Below are 21484 nucleotides of genomic sequence, written 5' to 3'. Positions count from 1 at the left end.
GTCCCCCGGATCGTGCACTGATCGCTCATCGGACGCCGACGTCCGCCGATCGGATAGCTGCACGGGTCGTCACCGGATCTTCACGCGTCCTCACGTCTTGTGGACGACGCGCCAACTGGTTTCGACGGGGGCCCGTGGGAGAGGCTGGAGACATGTCCGCAGTGAGCAAGCTCCTCCCCCGGGGCTGGGGCCGCGCGCGCAAGGGTGCGCGCGTGGCAGAGGCGTTCCGTGTGACCCGACGCGCGTACCACGAGGACCTCTGCGTCCTCGAGCGTCAGCTGCAGGACGCGCCCGAGCGGATGCGCGGCGCCTGCCGGGACCTGCACGGCCAGGCGGTGAGCGACCACGCCCTGGCCGCCGCCCTGGTGCACGGCGCCACCGACCACCACGACCCCGAGCACCGCGAGGCCCTCGAGCGCGCCGGCCACCTCCTGGACGAGGCGCGCTGGGCGCTGGCCGCCGCGCGGGCCGAGGCCGCCGGCCGCCGGCGCCCCGAGGACCACGCCCCCTGCTTCTTCAACGCCCAGCACGGGCCTGCCTCCACCACGGTGCGCTGGGCCCCGCCCGGCGGCGCCTGCCACGAGGTGAGCACCTGCGCCGCCGACGCCACGCGCATCTCCCAGGGCACCGAGCCCGACCTGCGGCTGGTGCACACCGGCGAGGGCTGGGTCCCGTGGTACCAGCTCCCGCGGACGACGGCCGACGGCTGTGCTCCCCCGGTGGTCGAGCAGCTCGACACCGAGCCGCCCGCCGCGCCCTCCTCGCTCGAGGAGCCGTCCGGGCGGTCCTGACCGGTGTGGCACAGTGGGGCCATCCCGACCCCGGAGACCGCATGTCGCTGCTGGACCGCCTGCTCCCCTCCCGCCGTCGCGCTCGCGAGCAGGAGGCCCTGCGCCGCGCCGGAGCCTTCCGTCTCACCCGGCGGCTGCTGACCGAGGACGTCACGGCGCTCGCGTCCCTGCTGGGCGCGCTGCCGCCGCTGGAGCGGGCCGAGGGCGAGCACGAGGACGACCTCCGCGCGCGGGGCGACCTGACCCGCCGGGCGCTGGAGGGCTACGACCGCGCCGTCGCCGCCCTCGACGGGGCGGTCGACCCGCACGTGCCTGAGCACGTGGTGCTGCTCGACTCCGCGCCGGCCCTGCTCGACGACGCCCGCTGGGCGCACGCCGCGGCCGTGGCGGCCGCCGCCGGTGAACCGCTGCCGGCGCGTCGCGGCTCCTGCTTCTTCGACCCCCGCCACGGCCCGGCGAGCCGCTCGGTGAGCTGGGCGCCCGAGGGCGGCACGCCGCGCGAGGTGGACGTCTGCCTGGCCGACGCCCACCGCCTCGACGAGGACCTGGCGCCCGACGTCCGCCTCGTGCACGTCGGTGGCGCCGGCTACGTCCCGTGGTTCCAGGTGGCCACCGGCTCCCCCGCCGCGGGCACGAGCAGCGGTTGGGCGAGCGCGCTGGACGCCGTCGACGTCGACACCCGCACCCACGCGGTCATGGACCAGACGATCCAGCAGCTGCCGAACAGCACGCGCTCGCGCTGACCCGCGCGGAACGTCCCCGGGACCTGTCCGGGGCCAGCGCTCAGACCCGGCGCTCAGACCCGGTGCAGGCGGCGGGCAGCCTCGGCCACCGAGCCGGACATCGACGGGTAGACGGTGAACGCCTGCGCGAGCTGGTCGGCGGTCATGGACTCCGCCACCGCCAGGGAGACGGGGTGGATGAGCTCCGAGGCGCGCGGGCCGACCACGACACCGCCGACCACGATGCCGGTGCCGGGGCGGCAGAACAGCTTCACGAAGCCGTCGTGCACGCCCTGCATCTTGGCCCGCGGGTTGCCCGAGAGCGGCAGCATCACGGTCTCGGCCTGGATCTCGCCGGCGTCCACCGCCTGCTGGGACCAGCCGACCGTGGCGATCTCGGGCGCGGTGAAGACGTTGGAGGAGACCGTCTTCAGGTCCAGCGGCTGCACGGCGTCGCCGAGGAAGTGCCACATGGCGATGCGGCCCTGCATGGCCGCCACCGAGGCGAGCATGAACACCCCGGTGCAGTCGCCGGCGGCGTAGACGCCGCGGGCGGTGGTGCGCGAGACCCGGTCGACCTGCACGAAGCCGCCGTCGTCGAGGCTCACGCCGGCCTCCTCGAGGCCGAGCCCGGCGGTGTTGGGGATCGAGCCGAGCGCCAGGATGCAGTGCGAGCCCTGCACGGTGCGGCCGTCGGTGAGCTCGACGGTCACCACGTCGCCGTCCCGGGTCACCGAGGCCATGCGCGACCTGCTCATGACCTCCATGCCGTGACGCTGGGAGACCTCCTCCAGGACGCGGGAGGCGTCCGCGTCCTCGCCCGGCAGCACCCGGTCGCGCGAGGAGACCAGGGTGACGGGCACGCCGAGGGCCAGGTAGGCGCTGGCGAACTCGGCGCCGGTGACGCCGGAGCCGACGACGATGAGCTTCTCGGGCAGCTCGGTGAGGTCGTAGACCTGCTCCCAGGTGAGGATGCGCTCCCCGTCGGGCTGGGCGCTGGGCAGCGTGCGCGGGTGCGCGCCGGTGGAGACCAGGACGGCGTCGGCCTCGTGCACGGTCTCGGTGCCGTCGGCGGCGGTGGCCACGACGCGGCCGGGGCCGTCGAGGCGACCGGTGCCGGCGACGATCTGCACGCCGTCGCGGCGCAGGCGGGCCTCGATGTCGCGGGACTGCTCGGCGGCGAGGTCGAGCACCCGGCGGTTGACCCGGCCGAGGTCGACGGCGAGGGTGCCGTCGCCGCCGGTGAAGGTGATGCCGAGCTCACGGGCGGCCCGGACGTCGGTCATCAGGCCGGCGGTCGCGATGAGGGTCTTGGAGGGGACGCAGTCGGTGAGGACGGCGGAGCCGCCCAGGCCGTCGCGGTCCACGACGGTGACCTCGGCGCCGAGCTGCGCGGCCACGTGCGCGGCCTCGTAGCCGCCGGGGCCGCCTCCGACGATGACGACGCGCTCGCCGGTCCGGTTCATGCGGGGCTCCTCGCTGTGCTGCTGCCGGGGTGCTGCCGGGCTGGGGTGGTGCGGGTGGTGCGGGTGGTGGTGCAGGTGCTGCTGTCGTGCCGCGGGCCGGACGACGGGGCGTGCCCCGTCGTCCGGGCCGGGCGACGTCAGCGGGTCACAGGTTGATCATGTGACCGGCGATGCCGTGGACGGCCTCCTTCACGGCCTCCGACAGGGTCGGGTGCGCGAAGACGTTGCGGGCGATCTCGTCCGCGGTGAGGTCCCACTTCTGGGCCAGGGTGAGCGCGGGGAGCTGCTCTGTCACGTCGGGGCCGATCATGTGGGCGCCGAGGATCTCGTTGTGCTCGGCGTCGGCGACGATCTTGACGAAGCCGACGGCCTCGCCGAGGCCCTGGGCCTTGCCGTTCGCGGAGAACGGGAAGGTGGCGGTCTTGACGTCGTAGCCCTTGTCCTTGGCCTGCTGCTCGGAATAGCCGAAGGAGCCGATCTGCGGCTGGCAGTAGGTGGCGCGCGGGATGAAGTCGAACTCCACCGGCATGGTCTCCTCGCCGGCGATGACCTCGGCAGCCACGATGCCCATGGCCTCGGCCACGTGGGCGAGCATCATCTTGCCGGTGACGTCACCGATCGCGTAGACGTGCTCGACGTTGGTGCGGCCGTACTCGTCGATGGCGATGGCGCCGCGGTCGGTGAGGGCCACGCCCGTGCTCTCCAGGCCGTAGCCCTCCACGCGCGGCGCGAAGCCGAACGCGGCGAGCATCTTGTCGGCCTCGAGCACCTGCGAGTCGCCGCCCGCGGCGGGGCTGACGGTCACGCGGACGCCGGAGCCGGTGTCCTCGACCTTCTCGCACTTGGTGGAGGTCAGGACCTTCACGCCGAGCTTCTTGTAGTGCTTGGCCAGCTCCTTGGACACGTCCGCGTCCTCGGCCGGGACCATCCGGTCGGCGAACTCGACGATGGTGACGTCCACGCCGAAGTTCTTCATCACGTAGGCGAACTCGACGCCGATCGCGCCGGAGCCGCCGATGATGATCGAGGAGGGCAGCTCGGAGTCGAGGATCTGCTCCTCGTAGGTCACCACGTTGGCGGACTTCTCGATGCCCGGGAGCATCCGCACCTGCGCACCGGCGGCGACGATCAGGTCGGTGCAGGTGTAGGAGGTCACCGAGCCGTCGGCGGCCTTCACGTCGAGCGACGTGGGGCCGGTCAGGGTGCCCCGTCCGTCGATCTCGGTGATCTTGTTCTTCTTCATGAGGTAGTGGACGCCCTTGACGATGCCCTCGCTGACCTTGCGCGAGCGGGCGTGCGTGGGACCGAAGGACATCGAGGCGTCGCCCTCGATGCCGTACTTGGCCTTGTCGTGCGTCAGCAGGTGGGAGAGCTCGGCGTTCTTCAGCAGCGCCTTGGAGGGGATGCAGCCGACGTTGAGGCAGACACCGCCCCAGTACTTCTCCTCGACCACGGCGACGGACTTCCCGAGCTGAGCCGCGCGGATCGCAGCGACGTAGCCCCCGGGGCCGGCACCAAGAACCAGAACATCGAAGTGGGTCACGGGGCCACCCTAGTCGCCGGGCCGGAGGCGTTAACCTTCGGTCCCGTGACGCTGTACGCCGCCTACGGCAGCAACATGGACCCCGCCCGCATGAGCGAGCGCTGCCCGCACTCCCCGCTGGACACCACGGGGTGGCTCAACGGGTGGCGCCTGACGTTCGGCGGCGAGGAGCACGGCTGGGACGGGGCGCTCCCGACGATCGTCCAGGACCCCTTCGAGCAGGTCTTCGTCGCGCTCTACGACGTGACCCGCGAGGACGAGCGGGTGCTCGACGAGGTCGAGATGGCCTCCTCCGGCCTGTACCGCAAGACCAAGGTGCGGATCTCGACGATGAGCGGCGAGCGGGTCGCCTGGGCCTACGTGCTGGACGCCTACGAGGGCGGGCTGCCCTCGGCGCTCAACCTCGGCGTGCTGGCCGACGCGGCCGAGGCCGCCGACGCGCCCAGCGACTACGTCACGGCCCTGCGCACGCGCCCCTGCCGGTCCACGGGCCTCTGACGGGCTTCCCTGCGAGATCCCTGCGAGATCCCTGCGAGATCCCAGAGGACGCCGGGGCGACACGCGGGGCGACGGCCCAGCACGTAGGGTCCTCCCGTGACCTCCGAGCAGTCCTCCGCGCCGTCCTCCGTGCCAGCCTCCGCGCAGACTTCCCCCTCCGCCCTCGCCGAGCAGGCCGCCGCCCGGCTCGCCGAGATCACCGGCGTCGAGAAGCACGACGTCGCGCTCGTGCTGGGCTCCGGCTGGCTGCCGGCCGCGGCCTCCCTGGGCGAGGCCGACGTCGAGGTCCCCGTCACCGAGCTGCCGGGCTTCTCGGCCGCCGCGGTGGCCGGCCACAGCGGCACAGTGCGCTCCCTGCAGCTGGGCGAGAAGCGGCTGCTCCTCTTCGGCTCCCGCACCCACTACTACGAGGGCAAGGGCGTGGACGCCGTCGTGCACGGCGTGCGCACGGCCGCGGCCGCCGGCTGCAGCACCATCGTGCTGACCAACGGCTGCGGCGGCCTCAAGGAGACCTGGTCCCCCGGCACCCCGGTGCTGATCTCCGACCACATCAACCTCACCGGCCGCTCGCCGATCGTGGGCGCGAACTTCGTCGACCTCACCGACCTGTACTCCTCCCGGCTGCGCACGCTGTGCCGCGAGCTGGACCCGACCCTCGACGAGGGCGTGTACGTGCAGTTCCCCGGCCCCCACTACGAGACCCCCGCCGAGATCGGCATGGTCCGCGCCATCGGCGGCACGCTGGTCGGCATGAGCACCACGCTCGAGGCCATCGCCGCCCGCGAGGCCGGCATGGAGGTGCTCGGGCTCAGCCTCGTCACCAACCTGGCCGCCGGCATCACCGGCGAGCCGCTGGACCACGCCGAGGTGCTCGAGGCCGGCCGCGAGGCCGCCGAGCGGATGGGGGACCTGCTGGCCCGCGTCGTCCCCGCGCTCTGAGCGCCGGCGCGCCGCCACCCCCGGCCCGGCGCGCCCCACCACGAAGCAGCCCCGGCGGTCACCACCCCGCCTCCCCCTCGCCCGACTGCTCCCCGAGAACCGGTACGACCACTCCTGAGAGGTCCGAGACGTTGTCCTCCGAGCAGACGCCCGAGACGCACGACACCAGCAACACCCCCGGCACGACCCCTGGCACCGATCCCGCCCGCACCGACCCCGCCCGCACCGACCCGCGTGAGCTGGGCCGTGCGACGCGCGCCAAGCTGGTCGAGGCCGCGACCCGCGCCTTCGCCGAGCACGGGGCCTTCAACGCCTCGCTGCTCGACATCACCCGGCAGGCGGGGCAGCGCAACCGCGGCGCCGTCCACTACCACTTCGGCTCCCGCGAGAAGCTGCTCGCGGCCGTGCTCGAGCAGCACGCCGACTTCCTCGCCGAGCGCGAGCTGCGGCTGCTCGAGGTGGCCCGCTCGCGGCCGGTGACCGACCTGGCCTCCGCGGTCGAGCCCGCGGTGCGGCCCATGGTCGAGCTGGCCGGCACGGGGTGGCGAGGACGCTGCTACCCGGTGATCCTCGGCGAGCTGGTGGCCGAGGAGGTCCTGGACGAGGAGCCGGACCTGCGCACCGCGGTCGAGCACAGCGGCGGCTACGCCGTCTTCGAGCTCATCGCCCAGCGGATGCCGCCGATGTCCGAGGCGCTGCTGCGGGAGCGGCTCAGCCTGTTCAGCGGCTTCGCGCTGCGCGCGATCGGTGACCGGTCCCGCGCGCTGGACCGCGCCGAGCGGGGCGAGGCCGGACCGCACCACCGCCCGCAGCTCGACGAGGACGGCTTCGTGGCCAACCTGGTGGGCATGTCGGTGGCGATGCTCACCGCCCCGGTGCCCGACCCCGAGCCGGCGTTCCTCGCCGACCCCACCGGATGACCCGGCTCTCCACCGCCATGCGCGAGGGCTCGCGCGCCGAGCACGAGGCGGCCGAGTCCTCCGCGTTCATGGCGACGCTGCTCGACGGCGGCATCGCTCCCGCCGGCTACGTCGCCTACCTGGTCCGGCTACGCCGGGTCTACGAGGCGCTGGAGCGGGTCGGGCGGATGCTCGCCGCGTCCGGGGACGCGGCTGCGTCCGCCGTCCACGACCCCGACCTCGAGCGCCTGCCCGCCCTCGACGCCGACCTCGCCCACTGGGCACCGGGCGGCTGGGCACCGGGGACGGGGCACGACGCCCCCTCCTCCCCCGCCACCGACGCCTACGTCGCCGCGATCGAGGCCTCGGCCTCCTGGGGCGGCGCCTACGCCGCCCACCACTACACCCGCTACCTGGGCGACCTCTCCGGCGGGCAGGCGATCGGCCGCGTGCTCCGCCGCCACTACGACCTGGCCGGCGACGGGGTGGCCTTCTACGACTTCGCCGCCGTGCCGAAGCCGAAGCCGTACAAGGACGCCTACCGCGCCCGACTGGACGCGCTGGGGCTCTCCGCCCACCAGGTGGAGCGCGTGGTGGCCGAGGTGCAGGAGGCGTTCCGCCTCAACCAGGCCCTCTTCGCCGAGCTGGACGAGGAGCTGGGGCTGACCCCCGCCCCGACCGCCTGACCCGGCCTCGCCCGCCAGGTGTGGACGCGGCACCACCCGCGCGGCGCAGGCTTGACCTGGAGCATGCTCCAGGTCGCAGACTGGACACGTGCCCGTCCCCGTCACCGCCTCCCACGCCGTTCCCGCCACCGGGCCCACCGGGCTCCCGATCGCGGAGGCCGCGACCCGCAGCGGGCTGACCGCGGACACCCTGCGCTACTACGAGAAGGACGGGCTGATGCTGCGGCCGGTGCCGCGCACCGCGACGGGGCAGCGGCGCTACCAGCCCGAGGACCTGCGGTGGATCGCGCTGGTCACGAGGCTGCGGGCCACCGGCATGCCCGTGCGCGACGTGCGGCGCTACGCCGACCTCGTGCGCGCCGGCGACGGCAACGAGCACGCCCGCCTGGCGCTGCTGCGCGAGCACCGGCAGGTCGTGCTCGCCCAGCTCGCCGAGGTCACGGAGCACCTGGGCGCCATCGACGCCAAGATCGGCATCTACGAGGACCGGCTGGCCGGGGTCGCCGACCTCTCACCCACCCGGTCTTGACCTGGAGCGCGCTCCAAGGGGTTCGGTGGTGCCCATGACGCAGACGATCACCACCACCCGCACGCTGGGCACCGCCGACGCCGCCCTCACCGTCTCCTCCCTCGGGCTCGGCTGCATGGGGATGAGCGAGTTCTACGGCACCCCGGACGAGGCCGGGGGCATCGCCACGATCGGTCGCGCGCTCGACCTCGGCGTCACCTTCCTCGACACCGCCGACATGTACGGCCCCTTCACCAACGAGCGCCTGGTCGGTCGCGCCATCGCCGGGCGCCGCGACGAGGTCGTCCTGGCCACCAAGTTCGGCAACGAGCGCGCCGAGGACGGCACCCGGCTCGGCATCAACGGTCGCCCCGAGTACGTCCGCGCCGCCTGCGACGCGTCCCTGGCGCGCCTCGGCGTCGACCACCTGGACCTCTACTACCAGCACCGCGTCGACCCCACCGTCCCGATCGAGGAGACCGTGGGCGCCATGGCCGAGCTCGTGGCCGCCGGCAAGGTGCGGCACCTGGGTCTCTCCGAGGCCTCGGCCGAGACGATCCGGCGCGCCCACGCCACCCACCCGATCACCGCGCTGCAGACCGAGTACTCCCTGTTCACCCGAGACCTGGAGGACGACATCCTCCCCGTGCTGCGCGAGCTCGGCATCGGCCTGGTGCCCTACTCCCCGCTCGGGCGCGGCATCCTCACCGGCGCCTACGCCCCCGCCGAGGGCGACTCCCGCTCCAGCGCGTACTTCCCGCGGCTCAACGGCGAGAACCTCGTCACCAACCAGGCGCTCGTCGACGCCCTCGCGGCGATCGCCGCGCGCCAGGGCTGCACCCCCGGCCAGCTCGCCCTGGCCTGGGTGCTCGCGCAGGGCGAGGACGTGGCGCCCATCCCCGGCACCAAGCGCGTGCGCTACCTGGAGGAGAACGTCGGCGCCGCCGCCGTCAGCCTGGACGAGGCGGTGCTGGCCGAGATCGAGCAGGCCGTGCCCCGCGGTGCCGTCGCCGGCGCCCGCTACGGCGACATGAGCAGCATCGACGCCTGAGCAGCCCGGCGTCCACGCCGACGTCGGAGAGCGACCTCGTCGGCTCCTCCTCCCGGGCCCGGGAGCGCTAGCGTCGGACCCGTGAGCACCGCCGACCCCGCCGCCCGCGACCTGCCCGCCCTCCTCGACGCCGCCCGGGCGTGGCTGGCCCAGGACCCCGACCCGGCGACCCGCGCCGAGCTGGAGGGCGTCGTGGCCGCCGTCGAGGGCGGCGACGCCGCGGCCGAGGCGGACCTCGCAGACCGCTTCGACGGCACCCTGGAGTTCGGGACGGCCGGCCTTCGCGGGGCTCTGGGTGCCGGCCCGAACCGGATGAACCGGGTCGTGGTGGGGCGGGCCGCGGCGGGCCTGGCCGCCTACCTGCGTGCGCAGGGCGCGAGCGAGAAGGACACCGTGGTCGTCGGCTACGACGCCCGGCACAACTCCGACGTGTTCGCCCGCGACACCTGCGAGATCGTGCAGGCCGCCGGCCTGCGGGCGCTGCTGCTGCCGCGGCCGCTGCCCACCCCGCTCGTCCCCTTCACGATCCGCGACCTGGGGTGCGTGGCCGGCGTGATGGTGACCGCGAGCCACAACCCGCCGCAGGACAACGGCTACAAGGTCTACCTCGGGGACGGCTCCCAGATCGTCCCGCCCGCGGACGCCGGCATCGCCGCCGAGATCGCGGCCGTCGGTGACCTCGGCGACGTGCCGCGCTCGGATGCCTGGCGGACGCTGGACGAGGCCGTGGTCGACCGCTACCTCGACACCGCGGCCGGCCTCGTCGCCGACGGCCCTCGGGACCTGGCGCTGGTCTACACCCCGCTGCACGGCGTCGGCGCCGCCCCGGTCGCCCAGGTGCTCGAGCAGGCCGGGTTCGCCCCGGCCCACGTCGTGGCCGAGCAGGAGGAGCCCGACCCCGACTTCCCCACCGTGGCCTTCCCGAACCCCGAGGAGCCCGGCGCGATGGACCTCGCGCTCGCGCTGGCCGCCCGCACGGACGCTGACCTCGTGGTCGCCAACGACCCGGACGCGGACCGGTGCGCGGCCGCGGTGCCCACCCCGACCGGGTGGCGGATGCTGCGTGGCGACGAGGTCGGCGCGCTGCTGGCCCACCACCTGCTGACCCGCGGCGCGCGGGGCACGCTGGCCACCTCGATCGTGTCGTCCTCGCTGCTCGGGCGGATGGCCCGCGCGGCTGGCCTGCCCTACGCCGAGACCCTCACCGGGTTCAAGTGGATCGGCCGCGTCGACGGTCTCGCGTTCGGCTACGAGGAGGCGCTGGGCTACTGCTGCGACCCCGAGAACGTCAAGGACAAGGACGGGGTCACCGCCCTGCTGCTGCTGTGCGAGCTGGCCGCGGCCACCAAGGCGGAGGGGCGCACGCTGACCGACGTGCTCGACGACCTCGCGCGCGACCACGGGCTGCACGCCACCGACCAGCTCTCCGTGCGGGTCGCCGACGTCGCGCTCATCACCGACGCCATGGCGCGGCTGCGGGCCACCCCGCCGACCAGCCTCGGCGGGCTGGCGGTCCAGGCCGCCGACGACCTCGCGGAGGGCTCGGCCGACCTGCCGCCGACCGAGGGCCTGCGGTACCAGCTGGAGGGCGGGGCGCGCGTCGTCGTCCGCCCCAGCGGCACCGAGCCCAAGCTCAAGGCCTACCTCGAGGTCGTCGTGCCGGTCACCGACCTCGGTGACGTGGGCGGCGACGCGGCGGACGCGGTGGAGGCGGCCCGGGTCGCCGCGGCCACCCGCCTGGACGCCCTGCGCGGGGACCTCTCCCTGGCCCTCGGCCTCTGAGCCCGGGCTCGGACGGGCTCGGACCCGGGCTCAGACCAGGAACGCCACGACGCTGACCACGACGGTGACGGCCAGCAGGCCGATCTCGAGCCACGCCGGCGTCCGCGTCACCTCGGCCAGCAGGGCCTCCTGCTCGGGCGAGCGGCGGGCGATGCCGCGGTTGCCGCGCTCCTCGTTGGCCCGCTCGCCGATCCGCTGCTCGACGAAGTCGGCGTAGACGACCTTCGCGTCGGTCTGGAGCCCCTCGCCGGGCACCGGGGACATGGCCAGGTCGCGGGTGCTGCGCGGCTTCTTGGCGGCCTGGCGCCACGAGCGGCCGGCGGCCGGGGAGGTGAACTTGCGTCCGCCCACCACGACGACCAGCACCTGCTGCACCAGCACGCTGGTGATGCCGGCCAGGGGCACGGTCACGGTCTCGAAGGAGTTCACGAGCACGAGCCGGTCGCCGACGATCCGCAGGCGGGGCTTGAGCATCGTGGCCCACGCGAGCACGCCCAGGACGGCGGCGATGCCGGCGACGGGCGCGGAGACCCCGGCCCCGAGCACGGCGAGCACGACCAGCAGCAGGCAGATCGCGATGCCGATCGTCCCGGTCACCCGACCCGAGGTCGGGGCGAACCGCTCGACGGCGTGCTCGCCGGAGGTGCCGGCGCTCGAGGGGGGCGTGCTCATGGGGACCCAGGCTACGTGGTCGGCGGGTGGGGCCCGCCTCGTCGGCGGCCCGGCCGGGGCCCCGACCGCCGAGGCGGCTCCTGCGCCCCGTCCCGCCTATGCTGGCCGACCGTGAGCACCGAGCAGACCCCCAGCACCAGCCAGCCCGCCGACGCCCCGACCCCGGCGCAGGTCGCCCGCGCGATCGACCACACGCTGCTCAAGCCCGAGGCCACCCGCGCCGACGTGGCCGCCCTCGTCGCCGAGGCCGCCGAGCTGGGCACCTACTCGGTCTGCGTCTCCCCCTCCATGCTGCCCCTCGACGTGCCGGCCGGCCTGAAGGTCGCCGTGGTCTGCGGCTTCCCCTCCGGCAAGCACACCTCCGCGGTCAAGGCCGCCGAGGCCGCCGAGTCGGTGCGCCTGGGCGCGGACGAGATCGACATGGTCATCGACGTGGGCGCCGCCCGCGAGGGCCGGTTCGAGGACGTGCAGGCCGACGTGGCCGCCGTCCGCGCCGCCGCGCCCGCGCCGACCGTGCTGAAGGTGATCATCGAGTCCGCCGCGCTGGACGACGAGCAGGTCGTCGGCGTGTGCCGCGCGTCCGCGGCCGCCGGCGCCGACTTCGTGAAGACCTCCACGGGCTTCCACCTCGCCGGCGGTGCGACCGAGCACGCCGTGCGCCTGATGAAGCAGACCGTGGGCGACGCGCTCGAGGTCAAGGCCTCCGGCGGCGTCCGGACCCTCGAGCAGGCCCGCGCCATGATGGCCGCCGGCGCCACCCGCCTCGGCGTCTCCGGCTCCCGCGCGCTGCTGGCCGGCGACGGCTCCGGCGCGGCCGGCTACTGAGCCACCCCGCCTACGAGGAGGGGGACCGTGCGCGCCCAGGTGATCGTGCTGGCCGGGCCGTCGGGGTCGGGCAAGTCCCGGCTCGCCGAGCGGCTCGGCCTGCCGGTGCTGCGGCTCGACGACTTCTACAAGGACGGCGACGACCCAACGCTGCCCCTCATCACCCACGGCGCGAACGCGGGGCTGGTGGACTGGGACCATCCCGACTCCTGGCACCCCGGTGACGCGCTGGCGGCCATGGGCGCGCTGTGCCGCGACGGACGCGCCGAGGTGCCGGTCTACGAGATCGCCGCGAACGGCCGGACCGGCACCCACGTGGTCGACCTGGCCGGGTCCCCGCTGTTCGTGGCCGAGGGCATCTTCGCCGCGGACGTCGTGGCCGGAGCCCGGGCCTCGGGACTCCTCGCGGCCGCCTACTGCGTGCGCCGCTCGGTGCTGCGCACCTTCTGGCTGCGCCTCACGCGGGACCTGCGCGAGCACCGCAAGCCCCCGCTGGTGCTGCTGCGCCGCGGCGTCGTGCTGGCCCGGGGCCAGCGCGGCGTGGTCGCCGACGCGGTGGGCAAGGGCTGCGTGCCCCGCACGCCCGACGAGGTCCTCACCGAGGTCGCGGCGCTGCGGGACGCACGGGTCCCATGACGCCCCCGGGGCCTCCGCGTCGCTCCCCGGCCGACTGGCCGGAGTGGGCCCGGCTGCGGCAGCCCGACCGGTACAGCTGCGGGCCGTCGTCCCTGGTCGTGGCGCGGTGGTGCGCCCGGGAGGAGGCCCCGACGGCGCTGGAGCACGACTTCGCGGCCGTCGTCCTCGCCACCCACCGGGCCGAGGGCCGGCGCTGGCCGCGCGTGCTGGGCCTGGCGCCCTGGGACCTCGCCGCGGCGCTGGGCCGCGACCCGGGCGGTCGCTGGTCGTGGTGGGCGGGGGTGCGGTCGGTGCGCGCCGGGGCGGTCGTCGAGGACGTGCTGGCCCACGCCCGCCGCGGGGTCGCGGTGCCCGTCTACGTCGGTGACCGGTGGCTGCCGCGGCACGTGGTGCTGGTGGTGGGCGCCGCTGACCGCGGCGGCTGGGCCGTCTACGACCCCGCTCGTGGTCAGCTGGGCGCCGTCGCACCGGCCCAGGTGCGCGAGGGTCGGTTGCCGGGCGGGCGCTGGACCCGGGTGTGGTTCCCGGTCCTGCCGGGCGCCGACCGGCCCTGAGCAACCCTGACCAGCCCTGACCAGCCCTGACCAGCCCTGACCCGGGACGAGGGCCCCGCCCCTCAGAGGGTGGCGACGACGACCCGGACGACCAGCCACGCCAGCGGCACGGCCAGCCCGACGGCGGCGAGCAGCCGGGCCAGGGCCCAGGCGGTGCCGCCCGCACCCAGGCGCGGGTCGGCCGCGGCGAGCACCACCTGGTCGGTGCGGAGGCGGTCGTAGCGCAGCGCCACCCGCTCCCCCACCCGCGGCACGGGCGGGGTGGTGCCGCTCAGCGTCTCGGCCCGCACGAGGCCGCCGTCGGGCAGCCTCCACTGGACGAGGTGGAAGTAGACGGTGGTCGGCTCCCCCGCCAGCGAGACGTCCTTGGCCCGGGTCTGGAGCACCTCGCCCTCGGCGGGCACCGCACGGCTCTCGAAGTCGGCGGCCTCCGCGCGCTGACGTCCCGCACGCACCGCCAGCCGGGCGGCCGCGCCGAGCATGAGCACCGCAGCCACGAGCACGACGACGTCGACGCCGGACAGACCCATGCCGCTCCCCACCCTTCCGCTCGACCCTACCGGCCCTGGGCCCTCGAGGGGGTCTCTCAGCCCTCGGCGCGCAGCGCGGCGTAGCCGGGCTTGATGACGTCCTCGATGATCGCCAGGCGCTCGTCGAAGGGCAGGAACGCCGACTTCATCGCGTTGACGGTGAACCACTGGAGACGGTCGAGGTCGAAGCCGAACGCCTCCACCAGGTCGGCCATCTCGTCGGTCATCGAGGTGCGGCTCATCAGCCGGTTGTCGGTGTTGACGGTGACGCGGAAGCGCAGGTCGGTGAGCAGGCCGATGGGGTGCTCGGCGATCGAGGCCGCGGCCCCGGTCTGCACGTTGGAGGCCGGGGCCAGCTCCAGCGGGACGCGCTTGTCCCGCACGTAGGAGGCCAGCGGGCCGAGGTGGACGGTGCCGTCCTCGGCGACGGTGATGTCGTCGACGATGCGGACGCCGTGGCCGAGCCGGTCCGCGCCGCACCACTGCAGCGCCTCCCAGATGGAGGGCAGGCCGAACGCCTCGCCGGCGTGGATGGTGATGTGCCCGTTGGCGCGCTTGACCTTCTCGAAGGCGTCCAGGTGCCGGGTGGGAGGGAACCCGGCCTCGGCGCCGGCGATGTCGAAGCCCGCCACGCCCCGGTCGCGCCAGGCGATGGCCAGGTCGGCGATCTCGCTGGAGCGCGCGGCGTGCCGCATCGCGGTCAGCAGCTGGCGCACCACGATGCGGCCGCCGGCGGCCGCGCAGCCCTCGTCGATGCCCTGCTGGACGGCCTCGACGGTCTCGTCCAGGCTCAGCCCGGCCTCGGTGTGCTGCTCGGGGGCCCACCGCAGCTCGGCGTAGACGACGCCGTCGGCCACCAGGTCCTCGACGCACTCGCGCGCCACGCGGGTCAGCGCCGCGGCGGTCTGCATGACGCCGACGGTGTGCGCGAAGGTCTCCAGGTAGCGCTCCAGCGAGCCGGAGTCCGCCGCCTCGGCGAACCAGGTCGCCAGGTCGTCCGCGGTGTCGGCGGGCAGCGCGTGGCCGACCTCGCCGGCCAGCTCCAGCACCGTGCGCGGTCGCAGGCCGCCGTCCAGGTGGTCGTGCAGGACGACCTTGGGCGCGCGCCGCACCTGCTCACGGGTGGGCAGGGAGGCGGTGGTGGGACCAGGGGTGGCGGCGGGGGTAGGTTGCGCGGGGGTGACGCTCATGAGCGTCATCCAACCACCTGACCACTCCCCCGGATGAGTCCGCACCGCCGCGGCCCAGGAGCTCCCCGTGATCGTCTTCACCACCGTCGAGGAGGTGCTCGCGGCCGCGGGCACCGAGCTGGGCACCTCCGACTGGCTCACCGTCGACCAGGCGCGCGTGGACGCGTTCGCCGACGCCACCGGCGACCACCAGTGGATCCACGTGGACCTGGCCCGCGCGGCCACCTCCACCTTCGGCGGCACCATCGCCCACGGCTTCCTCACCCTGTCGCTGCTGCCGGCGCTCGGGGCGGGCGTCTACCGGTTCGACACCCCGGGCGCGGTGCTCAACTACGGCCTGGACAAGGTGCGCTTCCCGGCGCCGCTGCCGGTCGGCCGACGCGTGCGCACCCACGTGCGGATGGCCGCGGCCGAGGACACCGGCGCCGGTGTGCGCGCCACCCTGGTGCACACGGTCGAGATCGAGGACCACCCGCGGCCCGCCTGCGTGGCCGAGACCCTCGTGCTGCTGGTCGCCCAGCCGGCCTGAGGCTCAGCGCTTGACGGCCGTGAGGGTGTAGGACGCGGCCAGGCGGTCGCGTCCCTCGCGCAGCGCGAACTCGCCCCCGCCGACCGGCTCCATGGCGCCGGGCAGCGCGTTCCAGGGCACGGAGTCGTGCTCGGCCAGCGAGGTCAGCGTGAGCCCCGCGTCGAGCAGGCCCTGGACGATCTCGCCGAGACCGTGGTTCCACTCGTGGGTCGTGCTCGCGGTGAAGACGTGGTCGGTCTCGACGTAGGTGCCGGCGTCGGAGAAGACCAGCGGCTCGGCGGTCTCGAAGTACGGGTACCGCGCGACCAGCAGGTCGTCGGCGCGCTCGTCGTCCAGCGCCCACAGCATCGGGTGCCCCTCGCGCAGGAACAGCCGCCCGCCGGGAGCGAGCAGCCCGGCGACGACCCGCGCCCAGGCGGCCACGTCGGGCAGCCAGCACAGCGCCCCGATGCCGGTGTAGACGAGGTCGAAGGACGCTGGCTCGAGCACGGCGCCCGCCGCGTGGACCTCGGACTCCACGTACTCGATCTCCGCCCCGGCGCGGGCCGCCAGGTCGCGGGCCTGGGCCAGCGAGGCGCCCGAGAGGTCCAGCCCCGTCATCCGCGCGCCCAGCCGGTGCAGGGAGAGGGTGTCGGTGCCGATGTGGCACTGGAGGTGCACGCCACGCAGGCCCGTGAGGTCGCCGAGGCGCGCACGGTCGAACGCCACCACGTCCGAGACCGCGGTCGGGTCGGCGAGCAGCCGGTCGAGCGCGTAGTCGGGCGAGGCCGCGTGCGCGGCGGCCCGGTCGTCCCAGCTGTCCCGGTTGACGCGGGCGTACTCCGGCAGGTCGTCCATGCCCCGGAGCGTAGGCCCGCTCAGCGGGCCAGGCGGGTCACCAGGTGCTCGGCGAACGCGTCCGCGACGGCGGGCACCACGTCGAGGTAGAGCCCGGGCTCGACCAGCTCGACCTCGCTGACCACGAGCATCCCGTCCATCTCCAGCAGGTCGACGCGGGCGTAGTCGAGCGTCTCCTCCCGGCCGAGCAGCTTCTGCGTGGCCTCGACGGCCGCGCGGGCCAGCGCGCCGGCGTCGGGGTCGACCGGCACGGCGACGCTGGTGCCGCCGTACTCCTCGTGCACCCGCACGTCGCCGCCGTCCCCGGCGGAGCCGGGCCGCTTGTCGACCTGGGCGACGGGGCGGCCGGCGACGAGCACCACCGAGGACTCACCCCGCGTGCGCACGGACGCCACCAGCGGCTGGGCCAGCCAGGGGCCGGGCGTCAGCCCGAGCAGGCGCGGGTCCTCGAGCCCGGTGGCGACCACGAGCCCCTGCCCGCTGGCCCCCACGCGCGGCTTGACCACCAGGGTGCCCCAGCGCTCGAACGCCGGACGCAGCCCGCCGACGACGTCCTCGACCTCGACGGGCACGCTCGGCACCGTCCACACCTCGGCGGACAGGCGCAGGAGGTACTCCTTGTCGCTGCTCCAGGTCATCGCGTCGGCGCCGTTGAGCAGCACCGTCGCGTCCTCGACCGCCCGGGACCACGTCAGGAACGCCTCGGGCCGCAGGTGGTAGTCCCAGGTGGCGCGCACGGCGACGAGGTCCGCGCCCGCCCAGTCCACCGACGGGTCGTCCCACACGGCCCAGGCGGCGTCGACGCCGCGGGCGGCGAGGGCCGCGACGAGGGCGTCCCCGCCGGGCTCGCCCTGCGGCAGCAGCGCGCAGGTGGCCAGCAGGACGCGGGGCCGCGCCGTGCTCACGCGATCCGGTCGATCAGCAGCGGGCCGGGGGTGACCTCGGTGCCCGGGGCCGCGACCTCCCAGCCGCCCTCGAGCGAGGCCAGGGCCCGGTCGAAGCGCTCGGGGGTGTCGGTGAGCAGCGTGAACAGCGGCTGGCCCGCGGTGACCACGTCACCGGGGCGGGCGTGCCAGCGCACGCCGGCACCGGCCTGCACCGGGTCCTCCTGGCGGGCGCGACCGGCGCCGAGGCGCCAGGCGGCCAGGCCGACGGCCATCGCGTCGAGGCGGGCCAGCACGCCGTCGCTCGGCGCGGTCACCACGTGCGACTCCTGCGCCACCGGGAGGGTCGCGTCCGGGTCGCCGCCCTGGGCGGAGATCATCCGGCGCCAGGCGTCCATGGCCGAGCCGTCGGCGAGCTTGTCGGCGGGGTCGACGTCGGTGACGCCGGCGCCCGTGAGCATCTCGCGGGCCAGGGCGAGGGTCAGCTCGACCACGTCGGCGGGGCCACCGCCGGCGAGCACCTCGACGGACTCCTGCACCTCGATGGCGTTGCCGGCGGTGAGGCCGAGCGGCACGGACATGTCGGTGAGCAGCGCGGTGGTGCGCACGCCCGCGTCGGTGCCGAGCTCGACCATGGTGCGGGCCAGCTCGCGGGCCTTGTCGAGGTCCTTCATGAACGCGCCCGTGCCGACCTTCACGTCGAGCACGAGCGCACCGGTGCCCTCGGCGATCTTCTTGCTCATGATCGAGGAGGCGATCAGCGGGATCGCCTCGACGGTGCCGGTGACGTCGCGCAGGGCGTAGAGCTTCTTGTCGGCCGGGGCCAGGCCGGAGCCGGCGGCGCACACCACGGCGCCGACGTCCTCGAGCTGGGCCATCATCTCGGCGTTGGAGAGGCCGGCGCGCCAGCCGGGGATCGACTCCAGTTTGTCCAGGGTGCCGCCCGTGTGGCCGAGGCCGCGGCCCGAGAGCTGGGGCACGGCGACGCCGCAGGCGGCCACGAGCGGGGCGAGCGGGAGGGTGATCTTGTCCCCGACGCCGCCGGTGGAGTGCTTGTCGGCGGTGGGGCGCGAGAGCGCGCCGAAGTCCATCCGCTCGCCCGAGGCGATCATCGCGGCCGTCCAGCGGGCGATCTCGCGGCGGTCCATGCCGTTGAGCAGGATGGCCATGGCCAGCGACGACATCTGCTCGTGGGCCACCTGGCCGCGCGTGTAGGCGTCGATGACCCAGTCGATCTGGCTGTCGGACAGAGCGGCGCCGTCGCGCTTGGCGACGATCACCTCCACCGCGTCGTGCACTGCTGGTCCTCCTGGTCAGGTCCTGTGGGGCTCGCGAGGCGAGACGGGCGGGACCGCCGCCCGGGAGGGCGAGCCTGCCACAGCCACGCTCGGGCGGCGCAGCCGCCGGGCTCAGCGACGCGCGCAGGGCTCCGGGGCGTCCACGGGCTCCTCGGCCGGGCGCGCCGCGTCCTGGCCGGCGCGCCCCAGGCGTGAGCGACGCACCCCGACCACGACGGCGACCAGCGCCGCGACGGCGGCTGCCGCGACGAGGACGCGGCCGGGCGCCGCCGTCCAGAAGGCCTCGAGGACCGCGAGCCCGACGGTGAGGTAGACGCTCGCCCAGAGCGCGGCGCCGACCCCCAGGGCGGGCAGGTAGCGGCGCAGGGGCATCCGCAGGCTGCCCGCAGCGGCGTTGACCGCCGTCTGCACGCCGACGGTGAGGAAGCACAGGGTCACGGCCGGGGCGCCGAAGCGGCGCACGGTGCCCTCGGCCCGGACGACGGCCGGCCGCTCGAGCCAGGCCCGGCGACCGTCGTCGCGGGCGGCCACCCCGCGGGCGCCGCGGGCCAGGGCGTAGGTCGCCCCGCCGCGCGCGAACGCGACGACGACGAGGAAGCAGAAGAGCGGGACCACCGGCCAGTCGGGCACGGCAGCCAGTGTGCCCGCCGGACCGGCCCCTCCCCAGGGGTCCAACGGCACCGGTCCGGTGGCCGGGGGTCACGCCGGTCGGCTCAGCCCGCGACCGGCACCCGGGTGTGCCCGCGCAGCACGAACGTGCCCCGCCGCACGCGCTCTCCGGCCAGGTGCAGGCCGGGTCGCCGCTCGCGCAGCACGGCCAGCGCCTCGGCGAGCTCGGCGCGGGCCAGCGGGGCGCCGAGGCAGAAGTGCACGCCGACGCCGAAGGAGAGGTGCGGGTTGGGGTCGCGGCCGGGCACGAACGTGTCGGGGTCGGCGAACACCGCCGGGTCGCGGTTGGCGGCGCCGGGCAGCGCGCAGACCCGCTCGCCCCGCCCGACCACGACGGAGCCCGGCCCCTCCCCCAGCCGGACCGGCTCGCTCGCGGTCCGCACGAACAGCTGCAGCGCCGCGTCCACCCGGAGCAGCTCCTCGACGGCGCGTGCGACCGGCGCCCCGGCCAGCGCCTGCTCGAGGGTGCGCTCGTGCGAGGTCGGCGCCTTCGGGTCCGGCGCCGTCGGGTCCGGCGCCGTCGAGTCCAGCGTTGTCGGGTCCAGCGCAGCGACGAGGCCGTTGCCGAGCACGTTGACCGAGGCCTCGTGCCCGGCGTTGAGCAGCAGGACGACGGCGGCCACCACCTCGTCCTGCGAGAGCTCGGTGGCCACCAGGTCGCTGACCAGGTCGGCAGCCGGGCGCCGGCGCCGGTGCGCGGCCAGGTCGCGCACGAGCGCGGCGAAGTCCACCGACGCCGACACCGCCGCGTCCACCACCGCGGGGCCGGGGTCGACCTCGTACATGCGGACGATCGCCTGCGACCACCGCCGCAGGTCGCCGACGTGCGCCCTCGGCACGCCCAGCAGCTCGGCGATGACGAGCACCGGCAGGGGCTCGGCGTACGCGGTGACCAGGTCGAACCGGTCGGGGCCGGCCTCCTCCAGCAGCCCGGCGGCGATCTCGCGCACCCGGGGGCGCAGCCGCTCGACGTGACCGCGGGAGAAGGCGGAGGCGACCGGGCGCCGCAGCCGGGTGTGCGTGGGCGGCTCGTGCTCCATCATCTGGTGCCGGTGCAGCAGGTTGAACGGCTCGAGCGCGTCCCGGGGCTCGCGGTCGACCCAGTGCCGACCCAGGCGGCGGTCGCGCTGGACCTGCCCGACCGTGGCGTGGGTGAAGGTCAGCCACGCCTGCGACGGCTCGTGCCAGGCCACCGGGTGGCGGGCCCGCTCCCGGGCCAGGGCCGGGTAGGGGTCGGCCAGGAACGCGGGGTCGCTCAGGTCAAGCGAGGTCGTGGGGGCCGAAGGCATCCGGCAGCACCTCGCTCATGGACCGCAGGCCGGCCACGGTGAGCAGGCGCAGCTCGGGGCCGCCGTTCTCGAACAGCAGCTGGCGGCAGCGGCCGCACGGCATGATCACCTGGCCCTCGCCCCCGACGCAGACGAAGTGCGTGAGGCGACCGCCCCCGGTCAGGTGCAGCTGGCTGACCAGTCCGCACTCGGCGCACAGGCCGACGCCGTAGGCGGCGTTCTCCACGTTGCACCCGGTCACGAGCCGGCCGTCCTCGACGACGGCCGCGGCGCCGACCGCGTAGCCGGAGTAGGGGGCGTAGGCGTGCCGCATCGCGGCGGTGGCGGCCTCCTGGAGCGCCGACCAGTCGAAGCCGTCCGCGGCGGTGGCCTCGGCGGCCAGCGGGTCGGGCTGGGCGGTGGCGGGGGTCGGCTCGGCGGCGTCCATGGGTCCATCCTGCCCCGGGTCGCGGCGTCGGCCTGCACTGGTCCGGTGCCGGTCCGGCGCCCGCCGTGACCGAGCCGTGACCCGCGTCCCCCGCCCCGTCACCCGGCCGGGTGGCGGGCCGGCGGGCTGCAACGCTCGTTGCAGCGGTCACAGCGGGGAGCGTGACGTCCGGCTCCGCTGGACGGGACGTACGCCGCAGTAGACCGGCCCGGAGCGATGGATCTTTCGTTTCAAACATCGCAACTCGATAACCATCCGG

The 21484-nt window shown here is 75.2% G+C and carries 24 protein-coding genes; 13 read left to right on the top strand and 11 right to left on the bottom strand.

Annotation, left to right across the window (positions count from 1 at the left end):
- Positions 1–152: 152 nt before the first annotated feature.
- Complete coding sequence (locus M8330_RS13510; protein ID WP_250053377.1) at positions 153–791, top strand: hypothetical protein; 639 nt, start codon at positions 153–155, stop codon at positions 789–791.
- 41 nt (positions 792–832) lie between these two features.
- A complete protein-coding gene (locus M8330_RS13505; RefSeq protein ID WP_250827758.1) occupies positions 833–1534 on the top strand; it encodes a hypothetical protein in 702 nt (233 codons plus the stop codon).
- 53 nt (positions 1535–1587) lie between these two features.
- Here the strand turns inward: M8330_RS13505 and M8330_RS13500 are convergent, their stop codons facing one another.
- Complete coding sequence (locus M8330_RS13500) at positions 1588–2979, bottom strand: NAD(P)H-quinone dehydrogenase (protein WP_250053372.1); 1392 nt, start codon at positions 2977–2979, stop codon at positions 1588–1590.
- Positions 2980–3124: 145 nt separating this feature from the next.
- Positions 3125–4522, bottom strand: a complete 1398-nt coding sequence (lpdA, locus tag M8330_RS13495) for a dihydrolipoyl dehydrogenase (RefSeq protein ID WP_250053353.1) — start codon at positions 4520–4522, stop codon at positions 3125–3127.
- A gap of 45 nt (positions 4523–4567) precedes the next feature.
- On the opposite strand from lpdA, the gene M8330_RS13490 reads away from it, so the two are divergent.
- The 7 genes from M8330_RS13490 (at position 4568) to M8330_RS13460 (ending at position 10885) form a co-directional block, all read left to right on the top strand.
- Entirely contained in the window at positions 4568–5020 is a 453-nt protein-coding gene (locus M8330_RS13490) for a gamma-glutamylcyclotransferase family protein (RefSeq protein WP_250053351.1), read from the top strand.
- A 129-nt stretch (positions 5021–5149) separates the two neighbouring features.
- Positions 5150–5959 carry a purine-nucleoside phosphorylase gene (locus M8330_RS13485; RefSeq protein WP_250827779.1) on the top strand — a complete coding sequence of 270 codons (810 nt, stop codon included), beginning with the start codon at positions 5150–5152 and terminating at the stop codon, positions 5957–5959.
- 131 nt (positions 5960–6090) lie between these two features.
- Complete coding sequence (locus M8330_RS13480; RefSeq protein WP_250827757.1) at positions 6091–6879, top strand: TetR/AcrR family transcriptional regulator; 789 nt, start codon at positions 6091–6093, stop codon at positions 6877–6879.
- A complete protein-coding gene (locus tag M8330_RS13475) occupies positions 6876–7544 on the top strand; it encodes a biliverdin-producing heme oxygenase (protein ID WP_250827756.1) in 669 nt (222 codons plus the stop codon). Before M8330_RS13480 ends, M8330_RS13475 begins: the two co-directional genes overlap by 4 nt.
- An 88-nt stretch (positions 7545–7632) precedes the next feature.
- The gene (locus M8330_RS13470) at positions 7633–8073 is read left to right on the top strand and encodes a MerR family transcriptional regulator (protein WP_250827755.1); all 441 of its coding nucleotides are present in this window, start codon (positions 7633–7635) and stop codon (positions 8071–8073) included.
- Positions 8074–8107: 34 nt separating this feature from the next.
- Entirely contained in the window at positions 8108–9103 is a 996-nt protein-coding gene (locus tag M8330_RS13465) for an aldo/keto reductase (protein ID WP_250827754.1), read from the top strand.
- Positions 9104–9184: 81 nt separating this feature from the next.
- Entirely contained in the window at positions 9185–10885 is a 1701-nt protein-coding gene (locus M8330_RS13460) for a phospho-sugar mutase (RefSeq protein ID WP_250827753.1), read from the top strand.
- 30 nt (positions 10886–10915) lie between these two features.
- Here M8330_RS13460 and M8330_RS13455 read toward each other — a convergent pair whose 3' ends face one another.
- On the bottom strand, positions 10916–11557 hold the full coding sequence (locus M8330_RS13455) for a hypothetical protein (protein WP_250827752.1): 642 nt from the start codon (positions 11555–11557) through the stop codon (positions 10916–10918).
- Between the two features lie 111 nt (positions 11558–11668).
- Here M8330_RS13455 and deoC point away from each other — a divergent pair, with 111 nt between their 5' ends.
- Genes deoC through M8330_RS13440 form a run of 3 tightly spaced genes read left to right on the top strand, consistent with a single transcriptional unit; the run spans position 11669 to position 13572 of the window.
- Entirely contained in the window at positions 11669–12382 is a 714-nt protein-coding gene (gene deoC / locus M8330_RS13450; RefSeq protein ID WP_250827751.1) for a deoxyribose-phosphate aldolase, read from the top strand.
- Between the two features lie 27 nt (positions 12383–12409).
- Positions 12410–13018: an ATP-binding protein gene (locus M8330_RS13445; RefSeq protein ID WP_250827750.1), complete on the top strand. Its 609-nt coding sequence runs from the start codon at positions 12410–12412 to the stop codon at positions 13016–13018.
- Positions 13015–13572, top strand: coding sequence for a hypothetical protein (locus M8330_RS13440; RefSeq protein WP_250827749.1), 558 nt, complete (start codon positions 13015–13017; stop codon positions 13570–13572). The genes M8330_RS13445 and M8330_RS13440 overlap by 4 nt, the downstream gene beginning before the upstream one ends.
- A 62-nt stretch (positions 13573–13634) precedes the next feature.
- On the opposite strand, the gene M8330_RS13435 is transcribed toward M8330_RS13440, so the two are convergent.
- Positions 13635–14102 (bottom strand): DUF3592 domain-containing protein, encoded by a 468-nt coding sequence (locus tag M8330_RS13435; protein WP_250827748.1) that lies wholly within the window; start codon positions 14100–14102, stop codon positions 13635–13637.
- A gap of 56 nt (positions 14103–14158) precedes the next feature.
- Positions 14159–15292 (bottom strand): adenosine deaminase, encoded by a 1134-nt coding sequence (locus M8330_RS13430; RefSeq protein ID WP_250827747.1) that lies wholly within the window; start codon positions 15290–15292, stop codon positions 14159–14161.
- A gap of 67 nt (positions 15293–15359) precedes the next feature.
- Here M8330_RS13430 and M8330_RS13425 point away from each other — a divergent pair, with 67 nt between their 5' ends.
- The gene (locus tag M8330_RS13425) at positions 15360–15821 is read left to right on the top strand and encodes a MaoC family dehydratase (protein ID WP_250053333.1); all 462 of its coding nucleotides are present in this window, start codon (positions 15360–15362) and stop codon (positions 15819–15821) included.
- Positions 15822–15824: 3 nt separating this feature from the next.
- On the opposite strand, the gene M8330_RS13420 is transcribed toward M8330_RS13425, so the two are convergent.
- The 6 genes from M8330_RS13420 to M8330_RS13395 form a co-directional block, all read right to left on the bottom strand.
- On the bottom strand, positions 15825–16658 hold the full coding sequence (locus M8330_RS13420; RefSeq protein ID WP_250827746.1) for a class I SAM-dependent methyltransferase: 834 nt from the start codon (positions 16656–16658) through the stop codon (positions 15825–15827).
- Between the two features lie 20 nt (positions 16659–16678).
- Positions 16679–17563 carry an ATP-grasp domain-containing protein gene (locus tag M8330_RS13415; RefSeq protein WP_250827745.1) on the bottom strand — a complete coding sequence of 295 codons (885 nt, stop codon included), beginning with the start codon at positions 17561–17563 and terminating at the stop codon, positions 16679–16681.
- Positions 17560–18840, bottom strand: a complete 1281-nt coding sequence (locus tag M8330_RS13410; protein ID WP_250827744.1) for a thymidine phosphorylase — start codon at positions 18838–18840, stop codon at positions 17560–17562. Before M8330_RS13410 ends, M8330_RS13415 begins: the two co-directional genes overlap by 4 nt.
- Positions 18841–18951: 111 nt before the next feature.
- Positions 18952–19470: a DedA family protein gene (locus M8330_RS13405; RefSeq protein ID WP_250827743.1), complete on the bottom strand. Its 519-nt coding sequence runs from the start codon at positions 19468–19470 to the stop codon at positions 18952–18954.
- A gap of 83 nt (positions 19471–19553) precedes the next feature.
- Positions 19554–20798 (bottom strand): cytochrome P450, encoded by a 1245-nt coding sequence (locus M8330_RS13400; RefSeq protein ID WP_250827742.1) that lies wholly within the window; start codon positions 20796–20798, stop codon positions 19554–19556.
- Positions 20770–21225, bottom strand: coding sequence for a cytidine deaminase (locus tag M8330_RS13395; protein ID WP_284704687.1), 456 nt, complete (start codon positions 21223–21225; stop codon positions 20770–20772). The genes M8330_RS13400 and M8330_RS13395 overlap by 29 nt, the downstream gene beginning before the upstream one ends.
- Between the last annotated feature and the right edge of the window lie 259 nt (positions 21226–21484).

Source organism: Nocardioides bruguierae (assembly GCF_023656415.1).
GTDB classification, from domain to species: Bacteria; Actinomycetota; Actinomycetes; order Propionibacteriales; family Nocardioidaceae; genus Nocardioides; species Nocardioides bruguierae.
The sequence above is the reverse complement of the archived record's forward strand: the minus strand, read 5'-3'. Positions and strand labels throughout refer to the sequence as shown.